22 protein-coding genes are annotated in these 22,838 nt (G+C 64.4%); 14 read left to right on the top strand and 8 right to left on the bottom strand.

Translation table 11 applies throughout. The features are described 5' to 3' along the window. The first annotated feature begins 136 nt into the window (after positions 1–136). The 4 genes from rbfA to pnp all read left to right on the top strand — a co-directional run bounded on the left by rbfA (position 137) and on the right by pnp (position 4,507). A complete protein-coding gene (rbfA, locus tag BM222_RS30855) occupies positions 137–580 on the top strand; it encodes a 30S ribosome-binding factor RbfA (RefSeq protein WP_092236789.1) in 444 nt (147 codons plus the stop codon). Beyond that, positions 577–1,695: a tRNA pseudouridine(55) synthase TruB gene (gene truB / locus BM222_RS30850; RefSeq protein ID WP_177243572.1), complete on the top strand. Its 1,119-nt coding sequence runs from the start codon at positions 577–579 to the stop codon at positions 1,693–1,695. The genes rbfA and truB overlap by 4 nt, the downstream gene beginning before the upstream one ends. A gap of 2 nt (positions 1,696–1,697) precedes the next feature. Next, entirely contained in the window at positions 1,698–1,967 is a 270-nt protein-coding gene (gene rpsO, locus BM222_RS30845) for a 30S ribosomal protein S15 (RefSeq protein WP_018644188.1), read from the top strand. Positions 1,968–2,344: 377 nt separating this feature from the next. Further along, entirely contained in the window at positions 2,345–4,507 is a 2,163-nt protein-coding gene (pnp, locus tag BM222_RS30840; protein ID WP_092236786.1) for a polyribonucleotide nucleotidyltransferase, read from the top strand. A gap of 216 nt (positions 4,508–4,723) precedes the next feature. On the opposite strand, the gene katG is transcribed toward pnp, so the two are convergent. Beyond that, positions 4,724–6,883, bottom strand: coding sequence for a catalase/peroxidase HPI (katG, locus tag BM222_RS30835; RefSeq protein ID WP_092236785.1), 2,160 nt, complete (start codon positions 6,881–6,883; stop codon positions 4,724–4,726). Between the two features lie 114 nt (positions 6,884–6,997). Here katG and BM222_RS30830 point away from each other — a divergent pair, with 114 nt between their 5' ends. From BM222_RS30830 to BM222_RS30820, 3 genes are read left to right on the top strand one after another with little or no spacing between them, the layout of a single operon-like run. Continuing rightward, complete coding sequence (locus BM222_RS30830; protein WP_092236783.1) at positions 6,998–7,924, top strand: hydrogen peroxide-inducible genes activator; 927 nt, start codon at positions 6,998–7,000, stop codon at positions 7,922–7,924. 9 nt (positions 7,925–7,933) lie between these two features. Beyond that, positions 7,934–8,398, top strand: a complete 465-nt coding sequence (locus BM222_RS30825; protein ID WP_092236779.1) for a GNAT family N-acetyltransferase — start codon at positions 7,934–7,936, stop codon at positions 8,396–8,398. Continuing rightward, positions 8,395–8,991, top strand: coding sequence for a glutathione S-transferase family protein (locus tag BM222_RS30820; protein ID WP_092236775.1), 597 nt, complete (start codon positions 8,395–8,397; stop codon positions 8,989–8,991). Before BM222_RS30825 ends, BM222_RS30820 begins: the two co-directional genes overlap by 4 nt. On the opposite strand, the gene fabI is transcribed toward BM222_RS30820, so the two are convergent. From fabI to fabA, 3 genes are all read right to left on the bottom strand, one after another. Next, on the bottom strand, positions 8,988–9,788 hold the full coding sequence (fabI, locus tag BM222_RS30815) for an enoyl-ACP reductase FabI (protein ID WP_092236772.1): 801 nt from the start codon (positions 9,786–9,788) through the stop codon (positions 8,988–8,990). The two genes, BM222_RS30820 and fabI, sit on opposite strands and share 4 nt — an antisense overlap. Positions 9,789–9,892: 104 nt before the next feature. Further along, positions 9,893–11,116 (bottom strand): beta-ketoacyl-ACP synthase I, encoded by a 1,224-nt coding sequence (gene fabB, locus BM222_RS30810; RefSeq protein ID WP_092236769.1) that lies wholly within the window; start codon positions 11,114–11,116, stop codon positions 9,893–9,895. Positions 11,117–11,156: 40 nt separating this feature from the next. Next, complete coding sequence (gene fabA, locus BM222_RS30805) at positions 11,157–11,678, bottom strand: bifunctional 3-hydroxydecanoyl-ACP dehydratase/trans-2-decenoyl-ACP isomerase (RefSeq protein ID WP_092236766.1); 522 nt, start codon at positions 11,676–11,678, stop codon at positions 11,157–11,159. 346 nt (positions 11,679–12,024) lie between these two features. On the opposite strand from fabA, the gene irrA reads away from it, so the two are divergent. After that, positions 12,025–12,513, top strand: a complete 489-nt coding sequence (irrA, locus tag BM222_RS30800) for an iron response transcriptional regulator IrrA (protein WP_092236758.1) — start codon at positions 12,025–12,027, stop codon at positions 12,511–12,513. A gap of 132 nt (positions 12,514–12,645) precedes the next feature. Here the strand turns inward: irrA and BM222_RS30795 are convergent, their stop codons facing one another. Then, complete coding sequence (locus BM222_RS30795; RefSeq protein WP_092236757.1) at positions 12,646–13,179, bottom strand: SH3 domain-containing protein; 534 nt, start codon at positions 13,177–13,179, stop codon at positions 12,646–12,648. Between the two features lie 312 nt (positions 13,180–13,491). Here BM222_RS30795 and BM222_RS30790 point away from each other — a divergent pair, with 312 nt between their 5' ends. Further along, positions 13,492–14,493 carry a 2-hydroxyacid dehydrogenase gene (locus BM222_RS30790; protein WP_092236756.1) on the top strand — a complete coding sequence of 334 codons (1,002 nt, stop codon included), beginning with the start codon at positions 13,492–13,494 and terminating at the stop codon, positions 14,491–14,493. A 20-nt stretch (positions 14,494–14,513) separates the two neighbouring features. Here the strand turns inward: BM222_RS30790 and BM222_RS30785 are convergent, their stop codons facing one another. Beyond that, the gene (locus BM222_RS30785; protein WP_092236755.1) at positions 14,514–15,317 is read right to left on the bottom strand and encodes a HesA/MoeB/ThiF family protein; all 804 of its coding nucleotides are present in this window, start codon (positions 15,315–15,317) and stop codon (positions 14,514–14,516) included. Between the two features lie 91 nt (positions 15,318–15,408). Here BM222_RS30785 and BM222_RS30780 point away from each other — a divergent pair, with 91 nt between their 5' ends. After that, entirely contained in the window at positions 15,409–16,770 is a 1,362-nt protein-coding gene (locus BM222_RS30780) for a serine protease (RefSeq protein ID WP_177243571.1), read from the top strand. A 194-nt stretch (positions 16,771–16,964) separates the two neighbouring features. Here the strand turns inward: BM222_RS30780 and BM222_RS30775 are convergent, their stop codons facing one another. Continuing rightward, positions 16,965–17,519, bottom strand: a complete 555-nt coding sequence (locus tag BM222_RS30775) for a GNAT family N-acetyltransferase (RefSeq protein WP_092236754.1) — start codon at positions 17,517–17,519, stop codon at positions 16,965–16,967. Between the two features lie 6 nt (positions 17,520–17,525). Further along, on the bottom strand, positions 17,526–18,431 hold the full coding sequence (mutM, locus tag BM222_RS30770) for a bifunctional DNA-formamidopyrimidine glycosylase/DNA-(apurinic or apyrimidinic site) lyase (RefSeq protein ID WP_092236753.1): 906 nt from the start codon (positions 18,429–18,431) through the stop codon (positions 17,526–17,528). Between the two features lie 81 nt (positions 18,432–18,512). Here mutM and ubiE point away from each other — a divergent pair, with 81 nt between their 5' ends. The 4 genes from ubiE to dut all read left to right on the top strand — a co-directional run bounded on the left by ubiE (position 18,513) and on the right by dut (position 22,831). Further along, positions 18,513–19,274 (top strand): bifunctional demethylmenaquinone methyltransferase/2-methoxy-6-polyprenyl-1,4-benzoquinol methylase UbiE, encoded by a 762-nt coding sequence (ubiE, locus tag BM222_RS30765; protein ID WP_092236748.1) that lies wholly within the window; start codon positions 18,513–18,515, stop codon positions 19,272–19,274. Next, positions 19,271–20,845, top strand: coding sequence for a 2-polyprenylphenol 6-hydroxylase (ubiB, locus tag BM222_RS30760; protein WP_092236745.1), 1,575 nt, complete (start codon positions 19,271–19,273; stop codon positions 20,843–20,845). The genes ubiE and ubiB overlap by 4 nt, the downstream gene beginning before the upstream one ends. A gap of 70 nt (positions 20,846–20,915) precedes the next feature. Next, on the top strand, positions 20,916–22,376 hold the full coding sequence (gene coaBC / locus BM222_RS30755; RefSeq protein ID WP_092236741.1) for a bifunctional phosphopantothenoylcysteine decarboxylase/phosphopantothenate--cysteine ligase CoaBC: 1,461 nt from the start codon (positions 20,916–20,918) through the stop codon (positions 22,374–22,376). After that, positions 22,373–22,831: a dUTP diphosphatase gene (dut, locus tag BM222_RS30750; protein ID WP_092236738.1), complete on the top strand. Its 459-nt coding sequence runs from the start codon at positions 22,373–22,375 to the stop codon at positions 22,829–22,831. Before coaBC ends, dut begins: the two co-directional genes overlap by 4 nt. Positions 22,832–22,838: the final 7 nt, after the last annotated feature.

The raw sequence follows: 22,838 nt of genomic DNA, 5'->3' as shown, positions 1-22,838 counted from the left end.
GCGTCCGGATCTTTTTGAGCTGAAATTGCGGGAGTGCGATGGCCGGATTTTTCCGGCCATCCGCGCCTCATTCGTTTCACAGGACAAACGACAATGCTCGTGTCCCAACGCGGGCACGACGAGGTGATTTTCGACCATGCCGCGCCATCATCAGAAGAAGAGTTCCGCGCCCGGCGGCTCGCAGCGTCAGCTGCGCGTCGCCGAGCAGGTTCGCCACGCGATAGCCGAGATTCTGGCGCAAGGCAGCGTGCATGATGCGGACCTGGAAGGTCACATCATCACCGTGCCGGAGGTGCGGATGTCGCCCGACCTGAAGCTCGCGACGATCTACGTGATGCCGCTGGGTGGCCGCGACACCGAGCTCGTCATCGCTGCGCTCGACCGCAACAAGAAATTCCTGCGCGGCGAAGTCGCGCGGCGCGTTAACCTGAAATTTGCACCTGATATTCGCTTCCGCGTCGACGAGCGATTCGACGAAGCGGAACGGATCGAGAAGCTTTTGCGAACACCTGCGGTGCAGAAGGACTTGGACAAGAATCCGGAACAGGATCCGGAGACGGATCGGGAAGAAGAGCAATGATGATGGACCCCGCTCACGGCGCGATCGGCAGCGACGAGACCGATACGCGCGACCTGCAGCGAAATAATTTTGCAGATGCCGGCGGCAATGCTCAACCGCATCACGAGGCGCGTCGCGTCAACAACGATCCGCGCGCGGGCAAGCAGAAGGGCAATCAGCCGCGCCGCGACCGGCGCGACGTGCACGGCTGGGTCGTGCTCGACAAGCCGATCGGGATGACCTCGACGCAGGCGGTTGCCGTGCTCAAGCGCCTGTTCAACGCCAAGCGCGCGGGCCACGCCGGCACGCTCGATCCGCTCGCATCGGGCGGCCTGCCGATCGCGCTCGGCGAAGCCACCAAAACGGTTCCCTTCGTCATGGACGGCCGCAAGCGCTACCGATTCACCGTGAGCTGGGGCGAGGAGCGCGACACCGACGACACCGAGGGCCAGGTCACCGCAACATCGGATCAGCGCCCGAGCCGCGAGGCCATCCTCGCCCTGCTGCCTCGATTTACCGGTGTGGTCGAGCAGGTTCCGCCGCGCTATTCGGCGATCAAGGTCCAGGGCGAGCGGGCCTATGATCTCGCCCGTGACGGCGAGGTCGTGGAGCTGGCTGCCCGTCCGGTCGAAATTCACCATTTAACCCTTGTAGATCAACCAGATAACGATCGGGCTGTCTTCGAGGCCGAGTGCGGCAAGGGGACCTATGTCCGTGCGCTCGCCCGCGATATGGGCCGGATTCTCGGCACTTTCGGCCATATTTGCGCGCTCAGGCGGACCCTGGTCGGCCCGTTTGGCGAAAATGACATGATTCCGCTGGATCAGTTGGAGGCTTTGTGCGATAGAGCCGCGTCCGGCGAGGGAAACCTCGCCGACGCGCTGATGCCTGTTGAGACCGCGCTGGACGACATCCCGGCACTGGCCGTCACTCGGGCTGATGCGGCAAGGCTCCATCGGGGCCAAGCCGTTTTGTTGCGCGGACGGGATGCGCCCACAAGTAGCGGCACAGTCTATGTCACGGTGGCAGGCCGTCTTTTGGCGCTTGCCGAAGTTGGCAATGGCGAAATCATCCCCAAGCGTGTGTTCAACCTGACCGGCTTGACTGCCTCAACCGGTCGCAACGAGAGAAATTGACGATGTCGATTGCCGCAGAACGCAAAGCGGAAGTCATCAAGACGAATGCCACCAAGGCCGGCGACACCGGCTCGCCGGAGGTTCAGGTCGCGATCCTGTCGGAACGCATCAACAACCTGACCAACCACTTCAAGACCCACGTGAAGGACAACCATTCGCGTCGTGGCCTCCTGAAGCTGGTCTCGACCCGCCGTTCGCTCCTCGACTACCTGAAGAAGCGGGACGAGGCGCGTTACAAGGCGCTGCTCGAGAAGCACAACATTCGTCGTTAAGAGTTCCTGCGCGCGCCACTGGCGCGCGTTTTAGCGCGTGGTTTCGAGCGAAAGCGCCTGTTTCAAGGTTTTTGATCGAGGCTCACGCGTGCGTCCGGTGCGGGCCAATGAGGCTTCGCATCCGGGGCATGATCAGCGAAGACCGCGGTGCGGTGTTCGCGAACGTGCCGACTGACAGTCCAGCAGCAATCCGGCGGCTGGGCGCAACGGGCAAGGTGCCCGTATGACCCGAAAGGATGGACGCCATCCGACATCCAAAAACCATGGCAGGATCGCAGGACGCTGATCGCCCGCTCCGATCAGCGTCCTGCAATCTTGACATGGTTTTTGTTTTTCGAGCCGTCCCTTCTTTCGAGAACCCATGAAAGAAGACCACTATGTTCAATAAGCATTCAGTCGAGATCGACTGGGGCGGACGCCCACTCAAGCTCGAAACCGGCAAGATCGCACGCCAGGCCGACGGCGCCGTCATCGCCACCTATGGCGAGACCGTGGTGCTCGCCACCGTCGTTGCGGCGAAGGCGCCGCGTGAAGGCGTCGACTTCCTGCCGCTGACCGTCGACTACCAGGAAAAGACCTACGCAGCTGGCCGCATTCCCGGCGGCTATTTCAAGCGCGAGGGCCGTCCGACCGAGAAGGAGACGCTGGTCTCCCGCCTGATCGACCGTCCGATCCGTCCGCTGTTCGTCGACGGCTGGCGCAACGAGACCCAGGTGATCGCCACCGTGCTGTCGCACGACATGGAGAACGATCCCGACATCGTCGCGCTGGTGGCCTCCTCCGCCGCGCTGACACTGTCAGGCGCGCCGTTCAAGGGCCCGATCGGCGCCGCCCGCGTCGGCTTCGCCAATGACGAGTTCATCCTCAACCCGACGCTCGACGAGATGGCCGACACCCAGCTCGACCTCGTCGTCGCCGGCACCGCCGATGCCGTGCTGATGGTGGAATCGGAAGCCAAGGAGCTGAACGAAGACATCATGCTCGGCGCCGTGATGTTCGGTCACCGCCACTTCCAGCCGGTCATCAAGGCGATCATCGAGCTCGCCGAGAAGGCCGCCAAGGAGCCGCGCGAGGTCACCGTCATCGACAATTCCGCGCTCGAGAAGGAAATGCTCGGCCTCGTGGAGCAGGAGCTGCGTTCCGCCTACGCCATTCCGGTCAAGCAGGATCGCTACGCCGCGGTCGGCAAGGTCAAGGAAAAGGTGATCGCCCACTACTTCCCGGAAGGGCAGGAGCCGAAATACGACAAGCTGCGCATCAGCGCCGTGTTCAAGGAGCTCGAGGCGAAGATCGTTCGCTGGAACATCCTCGACACCGGCAAGCGCATCGACGGCCGTGACTCGAAGACCGTGCGCAACATCGTCGCCGAAGTCGGCGTGCTGCCCCGCGCCCACGGCTCGGCGCTGTTCACCCGCGGCGAGACCCAGGCGATGGTCGTGACCACGCTCGGCACCGGCGAGGACGAGCAGTACATCGACGCGCTGTCGGGAACGTACAAAGAGACGTTCCTGCTGCACTACAACTTCCCTCCCTACTCGGTCGGTGAGACCGGTCGCCTCGGCGGCACCAAGCGCCGCGAGATCGGCCATGGCAAGCTCGCCTGGCGCGCGATCCACCCGGTGCTGCCGCCGCATCACGAATTCCCCTACACCACGCGCGTGGTGTCGGAGATCACCGAATCGAACGGCTCGTCCTCGATGGCTTCGGTCTGCGGGGCCTCGCTCGCGCTGATGGATGCCGGCGTGCCGTTGAAGCGGCCGACCGCGGGCATCGCAATGGGCCTGATCCTCGAAGACAAGCGCTTCGCGGTTCTCTCTGACATCCTCGGCGACGAAGATCATCTCGGCGACATGGATTTCAAGGTCGCGGGTACCGAACAGGGTATCACCTCGCTCCAGATGGACATCAAGATCGAGGGCATCACCGAGGAGATCATGAAGGTGGCGCTGGCCCAGGCCAAGGATGGTCGTATCCACATCCTCGGCGAGATGGCCAAGGCGCTCACCAACGCCCGCGCCGAGCTCGGCGAATACGCGCCGCGCATCGAGACCTTCAAGATCGCCACCGACAAGATCCGCGAAGTGATCGGCACCGGCGGCAAGGTGATCCGCGAGATCGTCGAGAAGACCGGCGCCAAGGTCAACATCGAGGACGACGGCACCGTGAAGGTCGCCTCCTCCGACGGCGAAGCGATGAAGGCCGCGATCAAGTGGATCAAGTCGATCGCCTCCGATCCGGAAGTCGGCCAGATCTATGACGGCACCGTCGTCAAGGTCATGGAGTTCGGCGCCTTCGTGAACTTCTTCGGCTCCAAGGACGGTCTCGTCCACATCAGCCAGCTCGCGGCCAACCGGGTGCAGAAGACCTCCGACGTCGTCAAGGAAGGCGACAAGGTCAAGGTCAAGCTGCTCGGCTTCGACGATCGCGGCAAGACCCGCCTCTCGATGAAGGTCGTCGACCAGACCACCGGCGAAGACCTCGAAGGCAAGGACAGGGGCGGCGAGGGCGAGAAGGCCCCGCGCGAAGCGGCCGGCGAGTAATCGCTCAAAGCCCCAACTCAGAAACACAAAGGGCGGCCGAGAGGCCGCCCTTTTCGTTTGTGTTCGCTTCGGGCGCGATCTGCGCCCCCTCTCCCGCTTGCGGGAGAGGGTCGGGGAGAGGGGTGCTTCCGCGGAGAGATTCCCAATGAGGAGAGAGCCCTCACCCGCCGCACTTCGCGCGTCGACCTCTCCCGCAGGCGGGAGAGGTGCAACAACTCACGCCGCGAGGTCGAAGCGGTCGAGGTTCATCACCTTGGTCCAGGCCTTGGCGAAGTCGTGCACGAACTGCTGCTTGGCATCGGACGAGGCATAGACCTCGGCGAAGGCGCGGAGCTGCGAGTGCGAGCCGAAGATCAGATCGGCGCGCGTGCCGGTCCACTTCACCGCGTTGGTCTTGCGGTCGCGACCCTCGTAGGAGCCGTCAGCAACCGGCGTCCACGCCGTGCTCATGTCGAGCAGGTTGACGAAGTAGTCGTTGGAGAGCGTGCCCACCTTGGAGGTGAAGACGCCGTGCTTCGACCCGTTCGCATTGGCACCGAGCACGCGCAGGCCGCCGACCAGCACCGTCAGCTCGGGACCGGTGAGCTTGAGAAGCTGCGCGCGATCGACGAGCGCCTCTTCCTCCCGCAGGAACTGATGCTTCTTGCCGACATAGTTGCGGAAGCCATCGGCCCGCGGTTCCAGCGGAGCAAAGGAGGCAGCGTCGGTCTGCTCCTGCGACGCATCCATGCGGCCGGGCGTGAAGCCGACCTTCACGTCGACGCCGGCATCCTTGGCGGCCTTCTCGACTGCGGCAGTGCCGCCGAGCACGATCAGGTCGGCGATCGAGACCTTCTTCGCGCCCGCGTTGAAGTCCTTCTGGATCGCTTCGAGCTTGCCGAGCACCTTCGAGAGCTGAGCCGGCTGGTTCACCTCCCAGTCCTTCTGCGGAGCAAGACGGATGCGCGCACCGTTGGCGCCGCCGCGCTTGTCCGAGCCGCGGAACGTCGAGGCCGACGCCCAGGCGGTCGAGACCAGCTCGGAGACAGAGAGCCCCGAAGCCAGGATCTTGGTCTTCAGCGCAGCAATGTCCTGCTCGTTCACCAGCTCGTGGTCCACCGCCGGGATCGGATCCTGCCAGATCAGCGTCTCCTTCGGCACCAGCGGGCCGAGATAGCGCTGGATCGGACCCATGTCGCGGTGGGTCAGCTTGAACCAGGCGCGGGCGAACGCGTCCGCGAACTGGTCCGGGTTTTCGAGGAAGCGGCGCGAGATCTTCTCATAGGCCGGATCGAAGCGCAGCGAGAGATCGGTGGTCAACATCGTCGGGCGATGTTTCTTCGACTTGTCGAAGGGATCCGGAATGACCGCATCGGCACCCTTGGCCGTCCACTGGTTCGCCCCACCGGGGCTCTTCGTCAGCTCCCATTCGTACTTGAACAGGTTCTCGAAGAAATTGTTGCTCCACTTCGTCGGCGTCGTCGTCCAGGTCACTTCGAGACCGCTGGTGATCGAATCGCCAGCAAGGCCCGAGGCGTGCTTGCTCTTCCAGCCGAGGCCTTGATCCTCCAGCGCGCCCGCTTCCGGTTCGGGACCGACCAGCGACGGATCGCCCGCGCCGTGCGTCTTGCCGAAGGTGTGGCCGCCGGCGATCAGCGCAACGGTTTCCTCGTCGTTCATCGCCATGCGGAAGAAGGTCTCGCGGATATCCTTGGCCGCGGCGATCGGATCCGGCTTGCCGTTCGGACCTTCCGGGTTGACGTAGATGAGGCCCATCTGCACCGCGCCCAGCGGCTCGGCGAGCTGGCGCTCGCCGCTGTAGCGCTCGTCGCCGAGCCAGGTGCCTTCCGGCCCCCAATAGAGCTCTTCCGGCTCCCAGACGTCGGCACGGCCACCGGCGAAGCCGAAGGTCTTGAAGCCCATCGACTCCAGCGCGACGTTGCCGGCGAGCACCATCAGGTCGGCCCAGGAAATCTTGCGGCCGTATTTCTGCTTGATCGGCCAGAGCAGCCGACGCGCCTTGTCGAGGTTGGCGTTATCGGGCCAGGAGTTGAGGGGAGCGAAACGCTGCTGGCCGGCACCGGCGCCGCCGCGGCCGTCGGTGATGCGGTAGGTGCCCGCGCTGTGCCAGGCCATGCGGATCATGAGGCCGCCATAGTGACCGAAATCGGCCGGCCACCATTCCTGTGAATCCGTCATCAGAGCGGTCAGGTCCTTGATGACCGCGTTCAGGTCGAGCGTTTTGAATTCCTTGGCATAGTCGAATTCCTTGCCCATCGGATCGGACAGGCTGGAATTCTTGTGCAGCATCTCGATGCTGAGATTGGTGGGCCACCAGTCGCGGTTTGCTGGCACGCGTTTGCCGCCCGAAAACGGGCACTTCGAAGTGTCGTCCATGAATACCTCCTCTGGTGGCGCCGTATCGGCGCCATTGACCAGGTCGAACCACTCTAAGCGTCACCTTCGATCAGGGGAAGTTGACTTTAATGATCGCTGCGATAGGTTTTTCTGATGATCAATCTGACGCTGCGCCAGCTGCGATATTTCGACGCATTGGCGCGCCATGGCCATTTCGGCCGCGCCGCGGAGGCTTGCTCCATCTCGCAGCCGGCGCTGTCGATGCAGATCAAGGAATTGGAGGAGGCGCTCGGCGGGCTGCTGCTGGAGCGCAGCGCGCGCCAGGTGGCGCTGACCCGGTTCGGCGAGGAGCTCGCCCAGCGCGTGCGCGATATCCTGCGCTCGGTCGATGAGCTCGGCGATTTTGCCCGCGCCTCGCAGGACCGGTTTGCGGGCCGCCTGCGCATCGGCATGATCCCGACCATCGCGCCGTATCTCCTGCCCAAGATCACCAAGAACCTCACGCGCATGCATCCGGAGCTCGACATCCGGGTGCGCGAGACCATGACGCCGCGGCTCATCCAGGAACTGGTGGAAGGCCGGCTCGATACCGCGATCGTCGCGCTGCCGGTCTCCGAGCCCTCGCTCACCGAGGTCGCCCTGTTCGAGGAGAAATTCCTGCTGGTGCGGCCGGGCACGGATGCGGGCACGCCAGCGCCATCACGCGAGATGATGCGCGAGATGCGGCTGTTGCTGCTCGAAGAAGGCCATTGCTTCCGCGATCAGGCGCTGTCGTTCTGCAACATGCAGTCGGCGCCGCCGCGCGAGATGCTGGATGCGAATTCGCTGTCGACGCTGGTCCAGATGGTCAGCGCCGGCATCGGTGTCACCCTGATTCCGGAGATGGCGGTATCGGTGGAGACGCGGTCGGCTTCGGTCTCGCTGTCGCGCTTCCGCGACCCCGAACCGTCGCGCACCATCGGCATGGTCTGGCGCAAGACCAGCCCGCTGGCCCGCCAGCTGCTGCAGATCTCCGAAGTCGTATGCCTGTCGGCCGGCAAGGCACGCCCGCGCCACGCCGCGCGCGGCCAGAAGGCCTGAGAGACCACGATGTCAGATCCCATCATCCGCCCCGCCCGCACAGACGAATATGACGAGATCGGCCGCGTCTGGATGGAGAGCTGGGTCTCGACCGGGCTCGCCGAGGCCAGCCAATTCCTGCTGGCCAATTTGCGTGCGCGCATCCGGCGCGAGATCGAAAACGGCTGGAGCCTGTTCGTCGCCGACGATCACGGCACCATCGCCGCGATGCTCGCGCTGCATCTGCCGAAGCTTTATCTCGACATGCTGTTCGTCGGGCCCGACTATCAGGGACGATCGCTCGGACGAAAACTGCTTGCCTTCACGCGCACGCAATTGCCCGACGAGATGTATCTGCGCTGCGTCCGCGAGAACGAAAGGGCCTGGCGCTGGTACGAGCGCGAGGGCTTTGTGTTCGAGAAGGAAGAGGTCGAGCCATCGAACGGGTTCATGATGAAATACTACCGGTGGAAGAAGGAAGGTCCGCTCCCATGATCAAGCTGTATTGGTCGCCCCGCTCGCGTTCGTTCTCGGCGCTCTGGCTGATGGAAGAGAGCGGCCTGCCCTACGAGCGGGTGCTGACCGACATTTCGACGGGTGCGCAGAAGGCGCCGGATTATTTGAAGATCAATCCGATGGGCAAGGTGCCGGCGCTCGCCGACGGCGATGCAGCGCTCGGCGAAGCCGCCGCGATCTGCGCCTATATCGCCGACCGCTATCCCGAGACGAAGCTGGCACCTGCGGTGACCGACCCGCGCCGCGGACGCTATCTGCAATGGCTGTTCTTCTCGCCCGGCTGCATCGAGCCCGCGATCATCCAGATCTTCACCAAGATCGAGGTGCCGACCTCGACTGCGGCCTGGGGCAGTGCGACGCAAGTGTTCGATGTCCTGGAGGCCGCCCTCGAAAAGGGACCGTGGATTCTCGGCGAGGAATTTTCCGCGGCCGACATCACGATCGGATCGGGGCTGAATTTCGCGGTGCGCCTGTTCAAGATGGTGCCGACGCGGCCGGCCTTCGACGCCTATATCGCCCGTTGCATGGCGCGGCCCGCGTTCCAGCGCGCGGAGACGATCGCGGCGGGTTAACCTTCCGCCTTCAAATCGTCAGGCCTCGGCATCAGCACGATGTTGTAGCCGGAATCGACATAATGGATCTCGCCGGTCACGCCGCCCGAGAGATCAGACAGCAGATACAGCGCCGAGCCGCCGAGTTCGTCGAGCGTGACGCCGCGGCGGAGCGGCGAATGCTTCTGCATGAACGCGAACATCGCGCGCGCTTCGCCGATACCGGAACCGGCGAGCGTGCGGATGGGGCCCGCGGAGATCGCGTTGACGCGGATTCCGCGCGGCCCGAAATCGGAGGCCAGATAGCGCACCGACGCTTCCAGCGCCGCCTTGGCCACGCCCATCACGTTGTAATTCGGCATCGAGCGTTCCGAGGCCCCGAAGGTCAGCGTGATCATGCTGCCGCCGTCCGTCATCAGCTCGGCGGCGCGCTTTGCGACCTCCGTGAACGAGAAGCAGGAGATCACCATGGTGCGCGAGAAATTCTCGCGGCTGGTGTCGGCGTAGCGACCCTTCAGCTCGTTCTTGTCGGCAAAGCCGATGGCGTGGATGACGAAGTCGAGCTTGCCCCATTTTTTTCGCAAGACGTCGAACGTCGCATCGACGCTGGCAATGTCCTCGACGTCGCAAGGCAGCACCAGCTCGACGCCAAGCGATTCCGCGAGCGGCTTGACGCGCTTGCCGAGGGCCTCGCCCTGGAAGGTGAAGGCAAGCTCGGCGCCGTGAGCATGCAGCGTCTTGGCCATGCCCCAGGCGATCGAATGATCATTGGCGATGCCCATGATCAGACCGCGCTTGCCTTTCATCAAACCTTCCATCTCGGGATCACCTCCGCTTCCTCTTGCCCGAGCAAAAGCGCGAAGACGCGCTTCGCGCTTTTCCCGGCTATGACGAGAAAATCAACGACGCGTCGACGACGCCGTCACACGTCCATCCGGCTGAACACCAGCGTGGCGTTGGTGCCGCCGAAGCCGAACGAGTTCGACAGAACGGTGCCAATCTTGACGTTGTCGATGCGCTTGCGCACGATCGGCATGTCCGCGAATACGGGATCGAGCTCCTGGATGTGCGCGCTCTCGCAGATGAAGCCGTTGTTCATCATCAGCAGCGAGTAGATCGCCTCCTGCACGCCGGTCGCGCCGAGCGAGTGGCCGGTCAGCGCCTTGGTCGCCGAGATCGGCGGGCAGTTTTCGCCGGCGCCGAATACCCGACGCAGCGCGTCGATCTCAGGCGGGTCGCCTGCCGGCGTCGAGGTGGCGTGCGGGTTGATGTAGTCGACCTTGGTCTTCACCGTCGACATCGCCATGCGCATGCAGCGCTCGGCGCCTTCACCCGACGGCGCGACCATGTCGTAGCCGTCCGAGGTCGCGCCATAGCCGACGATCTCGCCGTAGATGCGCGCGCCGCGCGCCTTGGCATGCTCGAGCTCTTCCAGCACCAGCACGCCGGCACCGCCGGCAATGACGAAGCCGTCGCGGTTGAGGTCGTAGGGACGCGAGGCGGTGGCGGGCGTGTCGTTGTACTTCGAGGACATCGCGCCCATGGCGTCGAACAGCACCGACAGCGACCAGTCGAGTTCCTCACAGCCGCCGGCGAAGATGACGTCCTGCTTGCCGATCTGGATGGTCTCGTAGGCGTTGCCGACGCAATGGTTCGACGTCGCACAGGCCGAGGAGATCGAATAGTTCACGCCCTTGATCTTGAACCAGGTCGCGAGCGTCGCCGACGCCGTGGACGACATCGCCTTCGGCACGGCAAACGGACCGACGCGCTTCGGCCCCTTGGCGCGGGTTGTGTCGGCGGCTTCGACGATGGTGCGCGCCGAAGGGCCACCGGAGCCCATGATGATGCCAGTGCGGATGTTGGAGACTTCGTCGGGCGATAGACCGGAGTCCTGAATGGCCTGCTCCATCGCGACATGATTCCAAGCGGCGCCCTGAGCGAGAAAGCGCATCGCGCGGCGGTCGACCACTGTCGAGGGATCGAGCGTCGGCGCACCTTGCACCTGCGAACGGAAGCCAAGCTCGGCATATTTCTCGGCTCGTGAAATCCCGGACTTCGCCTCGTGAAGGCTCGCAAGCACTTCCTGGGTGTTGTTTCCGATCGACGAGACGATACCCATCCCGGTGACCACAACCCGCCTCATGACAGCCTCGCCTCTATCGTTGTCTTCTTGGTGATGCGCGTCAGCCCAGGCTCGTGCCCTGCTTGAACAGGCCGACCTTCAGATCCTTCGCGCGATAAATAATCTGGTCATCGACCGAAAGCCATCCATCGGCGATGCCGAGCACGAGCTTTGAGCGCATCACGCGCTTGATGTCGACGTTGTACACAACCTTGCGGGCCTCAGGCAGCACCTGGCCGCTGAACTTCAATTCGTTCAAACCAAGCGCACGGCCTCGACCTTCGCCTCCGGTCCAGCCCAGATAAAATCCGACCATTTGCCACAGCGCATCGAGGCCGAGGCAGCCGGGCATGACGGGATCGTTCTTGAAGTGGCAGCCGAAAAACCAGAGGTCGGGTTTCACGTCGAGCTCGGCGCGCACCACGCCTTTGCCGAACTCGCCGCCATTGTCGTTGATTTCCGTGATGCGGTCGAACATGAGCATCGGCGGCAGCGGCAGCTGGGCATTGCCCGGGCCGAACATCTCGCCGCGGGCACATGCCAGCAAATCTTCGTAGTCGTAACCGTTGCGCCTGTTCAGCATGCGGAAGCCTCTGTTCTAACCCCGGTCGAGTGGCGTTTCTGGCAAAATGAGCCCCGTGCTGCCTGGAGGCAACACCAATTGCCGAGGCGCCAATACCGAGAGCCGGATCGACCGGTGGCCGGACCCCCCAATGCCTGGCTGCGCCAAAATCGGTTAAGCGGAACCGCGCGCTCTCTAACACAGGCCTTTTCGGGTAGCAAAGCCGTCCCATGAAGGTAGAATGACGGCAGGCACGGGCGGTTCCGTCTCGGATTAGAACCGCTCTAGTTGCGAGAAACTTGCATCTGCATCTATCTGTCCATATATTTGCAGATAGATAGTGTTCACGCGTGCCCGAATTCTGGAAATGAGCGAAAACAACGCGATCCGTCACGACGAAGACGCCCATGCGGCCCTTCTGTCCGGCCGCCAGCCGGCCCTGACCGGCTGCCCCTGGCACGACGTCAATGAAATGCTGCAGTCTGCCGGCCTGCGCCCGACGCGCCAGCGCATGGCTTTGGGCTGGCTGCTGTTCGGCAAGGGTGCACGCCACCTCACGGCTGAAATGCTCTACGAGGAAGCGACGCTGGCCAAGGTCCCGGTCTCGCTCGCGACCGTCTACAACACGCTGAACCAGCTGACCGATGCCGGCCTGCTGCGTCAGGTCAGCGTCGATGGCACCAAGACCTATTTCGACACCAACGTCACCACCCACCACCATTACTACCTCGAGAACAGCCATGAGCTGGTCGATATCGAGGATCCGCATCTGGCGCTGTCCAAGATGCCGGAGGTGCCTGATGGTTACGAGATCGCGCGTATCGACATGGTCGTCCGCCTGCGCAAGAAGCGCTGAGATCGGCTCACAATTTGACTGTCACGGCCGGGCTTGTCCCGGCCGTCCACGTTTCTAAGCGAAGCGAGAAGTTCGTGGATGCCCAGGACAAAGCCCGGGCATGACGGCTGAGGTTGCAGTTCGAGCTTCGGCTCAGTTGACCTGCTCGTCCGCATAGACGCCCCACAGGCGCTCCTGCTGGATCCAGCCGTCAAAGCCGTTGCCGCTGACGTGGCACCAGCTGGTGGTGCACTTTTTCACCTGCGTGACGACGCCGGCCTGGAGCCTTGCGGCCACGGCACTGTCAGCATCGGCGCGGTCATAGATCGGCGCGAGTTCGTCCTTGTGCTTCATGGTGACGACCGCAGTGCGGCGGCCCGACAGCAGGGAATGATAGACCCAGCCTTCGGCACCTTCGGAATCGCGCACCCGGCGCCAGTTCTCGAACTCCGCGGTAATTTCGACCGGCAGGCCTGAGCGGGTATAGACCCAGGCCACGTCATTGTCCTTGGTCGGACCGGCGCGGACATTCACGTGATCCGATTTGAGGCTGACATAGCGCGGCACCGGCAGGCCGCTGGCGGTCTGGGGCGTCACGGCGTCCTTCGCCGAATGCCCGGGGCCGACCGAGGCGCTCCACCAGGTGCAAACGAGCGCCATCACCGAACAAAAACGCCCCAACGCCATCGACCCGTCTCCTGTCGAGGAACCGGCGAAACCAGGTCCTCACCCCGAATTCCAAAAACCTGCCGCGCAATTCCCTCCCGCCCTACGCGGGTGTTCCCTAAGCCAACTTGTCTTGGCCCGGCCTTCTGCTAGAGAGGACGGACATCTGAACAACCAGTTTGCCCCGATTTTCCGGCCGGAAAGTAGGGGACAGCTTGAAGGAAACGCCGGGGACGACACGGCCAAGACAGTGTCGAACAACCGGGTTAATGAGGCCTCAACGGCCGGCCTTTGGCGACAGAGGCAGCCTGCAACGCCTCATGAGGGCAGGACATGTCGGTGAAGAAAAAGCCCCTCGTCGTGGTGACGCGCAAGCTGCCGGACTCGATCGAGACCCGGATGCGCGAGCTGTTCGACGCACGCATCAATCTCGACGACACACCAATGTCGGCCGAGCAGATCGCCGAAGCCGCGCGCACCGCCGACATCCTGGTTCCGACCGTCACCGACCACATCGGCGCCGAGATCGTCAATCAGCCCGACTGCAAGCTTCGCCTCATCGCCAATTTCGGCAACGGCGTGGACAATATCGACGTCGAGGCCGCGCATGCTCGCGGCATCACCGTCACCAACACGCCGAAAGTCCTGACCGAAGACACGGCCGACATGACCATGGCGCTGATCCTGGCCGTACCGCGCCGGATGATCGAAGGCGCCATGGTGCTGACGGAGGGAAAACCCTGGGCCGGATGGTCGCCGACCTGGATGCTCGGCCACCGCATCGGCGGCAAACGCCTCGGCATCATCGGCATGGGCCGCATCGGCCAGGCGGTCGCGCGCCGCGCCCGCGCCTTCGGCCTGCAGATCCACTATCATAACCGCCGTCCCGTGGCGCCTGTCATCGCCGAAGAGCTTGGGGCGACCTACTGGGAAAGCCTCGACCAGATGCTGGCGCGGATGGACATCATCTCGGTGAACTGTCCGCACACGCCGGCGACCTATCATCTGCTCTCGGCGCGTCGGCTGAAGCTGATCCGCAAAGACGCCTACATCGTCAACACCGCGCGCGGCGGCGTGACGGACGAAGACACGCTGATCAAGCTGATCGAAGGCGGCGAGATCGGCGGCGCCGGCCTTGACGTCTATGAGCACGAACCTGCGGTCAACCCGAAGCTGGTGCGGCTTGCGAAAGCCGGCAAGGTGACGTTGATGCCGCATATGGGCTCGGCCACGATCGAAGGCCGCGTCGAGATGGGCGAGAAAGTGATCATCAACATCCGCACCTTCCTCGACGCCCACAAGCCGCCGGATCGCGTGCTGCCGAGCATGCTCTGAGGTCCAAAGACCTGTCGCGCTCAGGCGCGATGGGCACTGAGATCTGACATCACGGGTCCATGGCCGTTGAGCGGATTGGCCGGATCGCGCGCGTAACGCAGCGTCTCGAAGCGCATCGCGCGTGCATCGATCATCAGGAGGCGGCCGACCAGGCCGTCGCCGAAACCGACGATCTCGCGGATCGCCTCCAGCGCCATCATCGAACCCATGACACCGGCAAGCGCCCCCATGACACCGGCTTCCGCGCAGGCCGGCACGGTGCCGGGCGGCGGCGCTTCCGGAAACAGGCAACGATAGGTCGGATTGAATTCGCCCTGCTCGTCCTTTTCATGCGCACGGATCGTGGTGAGTGAACCATCGAAGGTGCCGAGCGCCGCCGTGATCAGCGGCCGTTTCGCGAAGAAGCAGGCGTCGGAAGCCAGATAGCGCGTCGAGAAATTGTCGGACCCGTCGAGCACGAGATCATAGTCGCCGATCAGGCTCAGCGCATTGTCGGCATTGAGCCAGGTGGCGTGGCCGACGAAACGGACATGCGGATTGAGCGCCGCGATCCGCTCGGCCGCGCTCTCGACCTTGTGCCGGCCGATATCAGGCGTCGTGTGGATCACCTGGCGCTGAAGGTTGGACAGCGACACCACGTCGTCATCGACCACGCCAAGTGTTCCGATGCCGGCGGCGGCCAGATACATCAGAGCAGGCGCGCCGAGACCGCCGGCGCCGATCACCAGCACCGAGGCCCGCTTCAGCGCGGCCTGGCCAGGGCCCCCGACATCGCGCAGCACGATATGGCGGGCATAGCGTTCGAGTTCGTCCGGGCTCAGCACCTTCTCTTACTCCTGAACCACCCCAACATTGTTCGCGACCAACGAGATGTGCTTCAATGGCAGCGCGTTCAATGGGCTGGCTGGATTTGTCATGAGATCGATGCTTGCAGCAACACTGATGTTGGCGTCAGGCACATGCGCCGGCGCCCAGATGACCACACCACAGCTGCCCGGCACCAAGCCCAAGGTGGTCCAGACCGTTCCGATCAAGCCGCCCGCCCTGCAAACGCCGTCGGAAACGGCCGACCCGATGGCGCAGGCCGAGCGACTGTCGCTGCAATCCGACCTCGCCTGGGTCGGCGAATATAACGGCGCCATTACCGGCGATGTCAGCTCGCGCATGGTCGATGCCATCAAGGAGTACCAGAAGGCCAAGGGCGGCAAGCCGACCGGCGTGCTCAATCCGCAGGAGCGCGCGGCGCTCGCCGAAACGGCGCGGCGCAAGCAGGACAGCGTGGGGTGGAAAATCGTGACGGAGATGACGAGCGGCGCGCGGCTTGGCATCCCCTCCAAACTGGTGCCGCAGCAGGTCACCGACGCGAACGGCTCGAAATGGACCGCGCCGAACGGCACGGTTCAGGTGCTGCTGAGCCGCCGCAAGGAGGCGAACCCGACCACGGCAAAGCTCGCTGAAACCGAGAAGAAGGAGCCGGCCGGACGCAAGGTCGACTACTCCGTGGTGAAGCCCGACTTCTTCGTGCTGTCGGGGTTGCAGGGCCTGAAGAAGTTTTATGTGCGCGGCACCTTCAAGGGCGACGAAGTCCGCATCATGACCATTCTGTACGACCAGGCGACCGAGAACACGGTCGAGCCGGTCGTGATCGCGATGTCGAGCGCGTTCAATGCGTTTCCATCGGCCCCACAAGCCGGACCGCCGCCACGCAAGACGGTCGAATACGGCACCGGCGTCGTCGTCAGCGACGACGGCGCGATTCTGGCGGATCGTCTCGTCACCGATTCCTGTCTCGCCATCACCATCGGCGGCTACGGCAACGCCGATCGGATCGCCGAGGACAAGGAGCACGATCTCGCGCTGCTGCACATCTATGGCGCCCGCGGCCTGACGCCGCTCAGCCTCGCCGGCGGCGCGGCGAAGACCGTCGTCGATATCGTCGGCATCGCCGATCCGCAAAACCAGGGCGGCGCAGCCGGCGTGTCGAGCATCAAAAGCGCGCTGGCGCAGGTGACGTCCGGCGATTCCGCGCTGTCTCCAGCGCCGGCCGTCGGCTTCTCCGGCAGCCCGGCCATCGACGGCGACGGCAAGTTCGCCGGCGTCGCGCTGTTGAAGCCGGCGATGGTCGCAGGTCCTGCAACCGCGGTGCCCGCCTCACAAGCGGTGATGGTCTCCGCGGACACGGTGCGCGATTTCCTGAAGGCGAACGCGGTCACCGCAAACGGCACGTCGACGGATGCAAAGACCGCCGTCGTGCGCGTCATCTGCGTGCGAAAGTAGGTTAAGCCCTCCGGCCGGCAGCCCGGCCGGATGGCTTCGCTTCGCTTTTTTGAAAACAACCCCATGCACAGTAGAAGCGCTTCCGAGCCATGGCGACCGGTGGCGACATGCAGGCATTTGACTCCTCGGGGAAAACGGCCGTGCGACGGAAACGGCTTCGCTCGGGTCAAATTTCGTCAAGCTCCGGCCGGGCCTCACACCCTGCCGCGCAACCAAGCCTCACGCCGCACGATCCATCGCTCGGATTTCGACTGTCCGCCGTGATGCGGCAGCTCGATGAAGCCGACGAACTCCGCGCCGGTCTTCTGCTTGACCCGGCGCGAGGCTTCGTTGGTGGCGGCGTTGCAGACGTGGAAATGATCGAGGCCGAGGGTGAGGAAGGCGAAATCGTTCACCGCGGCGATCGCCTCCGTCATCAAGCCGCGCCGCCAATAGGGCTCGGCCAGCCGGAAGCCGCGATTGCCTTTCAAGCCTTCGGCGCGCGGCCGCAGGTGGATGTTGCCGATCGCCTCGCCGTCGCCGCCCTTCAGCACCAGCACCCAGAGATGAATCTCCTCGCCGGCCGAGACCTTGTCGAACTGCTGCTCGATGAAGGTCTTCGCCCCGTCAGCGGGATAAGGCCAGGGCACGACGGTCGAGAGATGCCGGATGATGTTCCAATTGTCGAAATGGCGCTGGATCGCAGGCGCGTCGGACAACGCGAGCGGACGCAGGATTAGCCGTTCGGTCTCAAGCTGCGGCGTCTGCATGGTCTGCTACTTCTGACACTTCGAACACCAGAAGGTCGAGCGACCGTTCTGGGTGAACCGCTTGATCGTGCCGCCGCAGCGCGGCGTGGTGCATGTCTGGCCCTCGCGGTCATAGACCTTGAAGGAATGCTGGAAATAGCCGAGCTCGCCCGAGGTCTGGCGGTGGTCGCGTAGTGACGAGCCGCCGGCCTTGATGGCATCGTTCAGCACGGTGTGGATGGCGCCGACCAGCCGCTTGGCATGATCCGTCGGCTCGCCCCCGGCAACGCCCTTGCGTTGTCCGGCCCTGGTCGACAGCGTCGCGGCGATCCGGCGCGGCGACAGATGCGAGCGGTGCAGGGCCTCGCAGACATAGATGTTGCCGAGGCCCGCGACAACGCGTTGGTCGAGCAGTGCTGCCTTCAGGCTGGTGGCCTTGTCCTGGCAGGCGCGCGCCAGCATCGCCGCGTCGAATTCGTTGCCGAGCGGCTCGGGGCCGAGCCCGCGCAACAGCGGCTCCTCCTCGAGCGCATTGCGCGCGATCACTTTCATGTAGCCGAAGCGGCGCGGATCGTTGAAAACGATGTCGGCGCCCGAGGACATCCGAAACAGCACGTGGTCGTGCGCGGAGTCTTTGCCCCTTGGATAGTGAAACTCGCCTGATGCAGCCTCGTTGTCGGGCTTGATGACGCGAAACGAGCCCGACATGCCCAGATGCATCAGCAGCACGTCACCGGAGGCGAGATCGGCCATGAGATATTTTGCACGGCGGCCGAGCCCCGTGACGATCTGTCCCTGGAGCCGGGCGACGAAATCGGGCTGGAACGGAAAGCGAAGATCCGGCCGGCGGGCCTCCGCCACCACGATTTTCGCACCCTCCATGACCGGCTGAAGGCCGCGGCGAACGGTCTCGACTTCGGGCAATTCAGGCATGGTCAGGCATTCACCTTATGAGGGCGCTGTGATAGCGCCATTGCGGCGGGCGGGCTATGGTCCGCCCAGTGGAGTAGACTAATGGATCGGCCGGGCGAAACCACGCATTTTGGCTTCAAGGACGTTCCCCTCGGGGACAAGCAGACGCTGGTAAACGATGTGTTTCACAGCGTGGCGTCGCGCTATGATTTGATGAACGATTTGATGTCCGGTGGCCTGCACCGGGTCTGGAAGGACATCATGATCACCACGCTGGCTCCGCCTCGCGGCGACCGGCCTTTTGCGTTGCTCGACGTTGCCGGCGGCACCGGCGACATCTCGTTCCGCGCCGCCAAGGCGGCAGGTGCGGGCTTCCACGCCACCGTCTGCGACATCAATTCCGACATGCTGGCGGTGGGCCGCGAGCGCGCCGCCAAGCGCCATCTCGAGACGCAGGTCGATTTCGTCGAGGGCAATGCCGAAGCGCTCGCCTTCGCCGATCGCAGCTTTGACGCATATACGATCGCTTTCGGCATTCGCAACGTGCCTCAAATCGACAAGGCGCTGCGCGAGGCCTATCGCGTGCTCAAGCCCGGCAGCCGCTTCCTGTGCCTGGAATTCTCCACTGTGGAGATGCCCGGCCTCGACAAGCTCTATGATCTGTTCTCGTTCAAGGTGATTCCGCCGCTCGGCCGCATGGTCACGGGCGATGCCGAATCCTACCAATATCTGGTCGAATCGATCCGCAAGTTTCCGAAGCCGAACGCCTTCGCCGACATGATCCGCGACGCCGGGTTCTCGCGTGTCAGCTTTCAGACCCTGACCGGCGGCATCGTCGCACTGCATTCGGGCTGGCGTTTGTGATCTCTGCCATCACCCACATTTCGCGCCTGATCCGCGCCGCGTTCGTTTTTGCGCGCGAAGGCGTGTTCGGCTCCGTCGACCCGAGCCTGGTGCCGCCGCCCGGCCAGCTTGCGCTGAAGCTTGCGCGCATCGTCGAGCGGCGCGGGCCGAAGCATGGTCCGCGGCTATCGCGCGCGCTGACCCGGATGGGCCCGGCCTATCTCAAGCTCGGGCAATTCCTGGCGACGCGGCCCGACGTCGTCGGCGTCGTGATGGCGCATGATCTCGAAAGCCTGCAGGACCGCCTGCCGCCGTTTTCGCAAGCGGAAGCCGAAGCCGCCATCGCAACGTCGCTGGAACGGCCGCTGAACGACGTGTTCGTCAGTCTCAGTGCGCCCGTTGCGGCCGCGTCGATCGCACAGGTGCATCGTGGCGAGGTGATGCGCGACGGCATCCGCAAGCCTGTCGCGGTCAAGGTGCTCCGGCCGAACGTGTCCGCCCGCTTCCGCCGCGATCTCTCCGATTTCTTCTATGTCGCGCACAAGGCCGAGGCTTATTCCGCCGAGGCGCGGCGGCTGCGGCTCGTCGAGGTCATCAACACCATGTCGCGCTCCGTCGCGATGGAGATGGACCTGCGCCTCGAAGCTGCCGCGCTGTCGGAGATGGCGGAGAACACGCGCGGCGATCCTGATTTTCGAGTGCCGGAAGTTGATTGGGATCGCACCACGCACAACGTGCTGACGATGGAGTGGATCGACGGCATCGCGCTGAACGATCACAAGCGCCTGGAAGAAGCGCGGGTCGATCTGCCCGATCTCGGCCGCAAGGTGATCCAGAGTTTCCTGCGTCACGCGCTGCGCGACGGCTTCTTCCACGCCGACATGCATCCGGGCAATCTGTTCCTGGACGATGCCGGCCGCCTCGTGGCGGTCGATTTCGGCATCATGGGCCGGCTCGGCATGAAGGAGCGGCGCTTCCTCGCGGAAATCCTGCTCGGCTTCATCACCCGCGACTATCGCCGCGTCGCCGAAGTGCATTTCGAGGCGGGCTACGTCCCCTCGCATCACTCGGTCGAGAACTTCGCGCAAGCCATCCGCGCCATCGGCGAGCCCATTCACAACCGCACCGCCGAGGAAATCTCGATGGCGCGGCTATTGACGCTGCTGCTCGAGGTCACCGGCCTGTTCGACATGACGACGCGGCCCGAGCTGATCCTGCTGCAGAAGACCATGGTGGTGGTCGAAGGCGTGGCGCGTGGCTTCGATCCCAGGCTCGACATCTGGAAGGTCGCCGATCCCGTAGTGCGCGAATGGATCGAGCGCAATCTCGGACCCGTTGGCCGGGTGCAGGGCGCGCTGGCCGGCGGTGGCGATCTCGCCAAGGTGCTGATGCGCCTGCCTGATATCGCGCAGCGCTCGGTCGCGGTGCTCGAGCAGCTCGAGACCATGACACGGGAGGGCATCCGCCTGTCGCCGGAGAGCATCGCCGCGATGGGCCGCAGCGAGGGCCGCAAGAACCGCTGGCGCACCGTGGCGGTCTGGATCATCGCCGTGACCTTCATCGGCATCCTGATCGCTGTCCGGAATCTATGACGCCAAAAGCTTGATTGCACTGCAATCACGCTAGTGATAGCGTCGCTATCATTCCGTGCTGGAGGGCGCCATGGCAAGCCTGACCATCCGCAAGCTCGACGACGCCGTCAAAACCTATTTGCGGCTGCGCTCGGCCAGGAACCGCAGGTCGGTCGAGGAAGAAGTCCGGGTCATCCTCAGGGAGCTGATCGAGGGCCGCGAGGAGCCGCTGACGCCGTTCGCGGTGCCGCCCGAGGCATCGCCTGCACCTGCGACCCTGCGCCCGGGCGCCGTCCCCGAGGCCAGCGTCACACTGATCATCGGCGGCGGCATCGCGGCCTTCAAGTCGCTCGACCTGATCCGCAGGCTGAAGGAGCGGCGCATCGAGGTGCGCTGCGTGCTGACCAAGGCCGCCACGCAGTTCGTCACGCCGCTCTCGGTCAGCGCCCTCTCCCATGAGCGCGTCTACACCGATCTGTTCGATCCCCAGAGCGAGTTCGACGCCGGCCATATCCGGCTCGCGCGCGATTGCGATCTGATCGTGGTGGCGCCGGCGACCGCCGATTTGATGGCGAAGATGGCAGGCGGCCACGCCGACGATCTCGCCAGCGCGATCCTGCTCGCGACCAACCGCAAGGTGCTGCTGGCGCCGGCGATGAACCCGCTGATGTGGAACAACGCCGCGACCCGCCGCAACGTCGCACAGCTTCAGCGCGACGGCGTCCTGCTGATCGGGCCGAACTCCGGCGAGATGGCCGAGGCGGGCGAGGCCGGAATCGGACGCATGTCCGAGGCGATCGAGATCGCCAATGCCGCCGAGAAACTGCTGCGGCCGCCGCTGCCGCGCCCGCTCGCCGGCAAGCGTGTTCTGATCACCGCAGGCCCGACCCACGAGCCGATCGATCCGGTGCGCTACATCGCCAACCGCTCCTCGGGCAAGCAGGGTTTTGCCATTGCCGCCGCAGCACAAGCCGCCGGCGCCGAAGTGATCCTGGTGAGTGGCCCGGTGGATCTCGACGATCCCGGCGGCGTCAAGGTCACGCGCGTCGAATCCGCACGGCAGATGCTGGAGCAGGTGCAGGCAGCGCTTCCCGCCGACATCGCGATCTTCGCCGCCGCGGTCGCGGACTGGCGCGTCGCCAACGAGGGCGAGCAGAAGCTGAAGAAGACGTCGGCCGGCATGCCGCCGCTACAGCTGGTCGAGAACCCCGACATCCTCGCAACGATCTCGAAGCTCACAGAGAAGCGCCCGCCGCTGGTGATCGGCTTCGCCGCCGAGACCGAGCATCTGATCGACAATGCCAAGACGAAGCTCGCCCGCAAAGGCTGCGACTGGATCGTCGCCAACGACGTCTCGCCCGCATCAGGCGTGATGGGCGGCGACCGCAACACCGTGCACCTCATCAGCAAGAATGCTGAGAACAACGGCGAGATCACAGTTGATTCCTGGCCTGTCATGACCAAGGAACAGGTCGCCATCGAACTGGTCGCGCATATCGCCAAAAGCGTGACCGCCAAATCCGCCGACAAACCCTTGGAGCCTGCCTCTTGAGCAGCAAAGTCACGGTCGAACTGCAGCGCCTGCCCCACGCCGAAGGTCTGCCGCTGCCGGCCTATCAAACAGCCGAAGCCGCCGGCCTCGATTTGATGGCGGCGGTGCCGGAGGGCGAGCCGATGACGCTTGCAGCAGGCCAGCATGCGCTGGTGCCGACGGGGCTCGCAATCGCGTTGCCGCCGGGACACGAGGCCCAGGTGCGGCCGCGCTCGGGGCTTGCCGCCAAGCACGGTGTCACCGTGCTGAACTCCCCCGGCACTGTCGACGCCGACTACCGCGGCGAGATCAAGGTGATCCTGATCAATCACGGCATCTCGCCCTTCGTGATCAAGCGCGGCGAGCGCATCGCGCAGCTGGTGATCGCGCCGGTGCTGCAGGCCGCGCTGGTTCCGGTAGCGACACTGTCCTCGACCGATCGCGGCGCCGGCGGGTTTGGCTCGACGGGAAGGTAGCCCAGCT

The organism is Bradyrhizobium sp. Gha (genome assembly GCF_900113735.1).
Lineage (GTDB): Bacteria > Pseudomonadota > Alphaproteobacteria > Rhizobiales > Xanthobacteraceae > Bradyrhizobium.
Note: the sequence above shows the minus strand (reverse complement) of the source record. Positions and strands in the feature narration are given on the sequence as shown.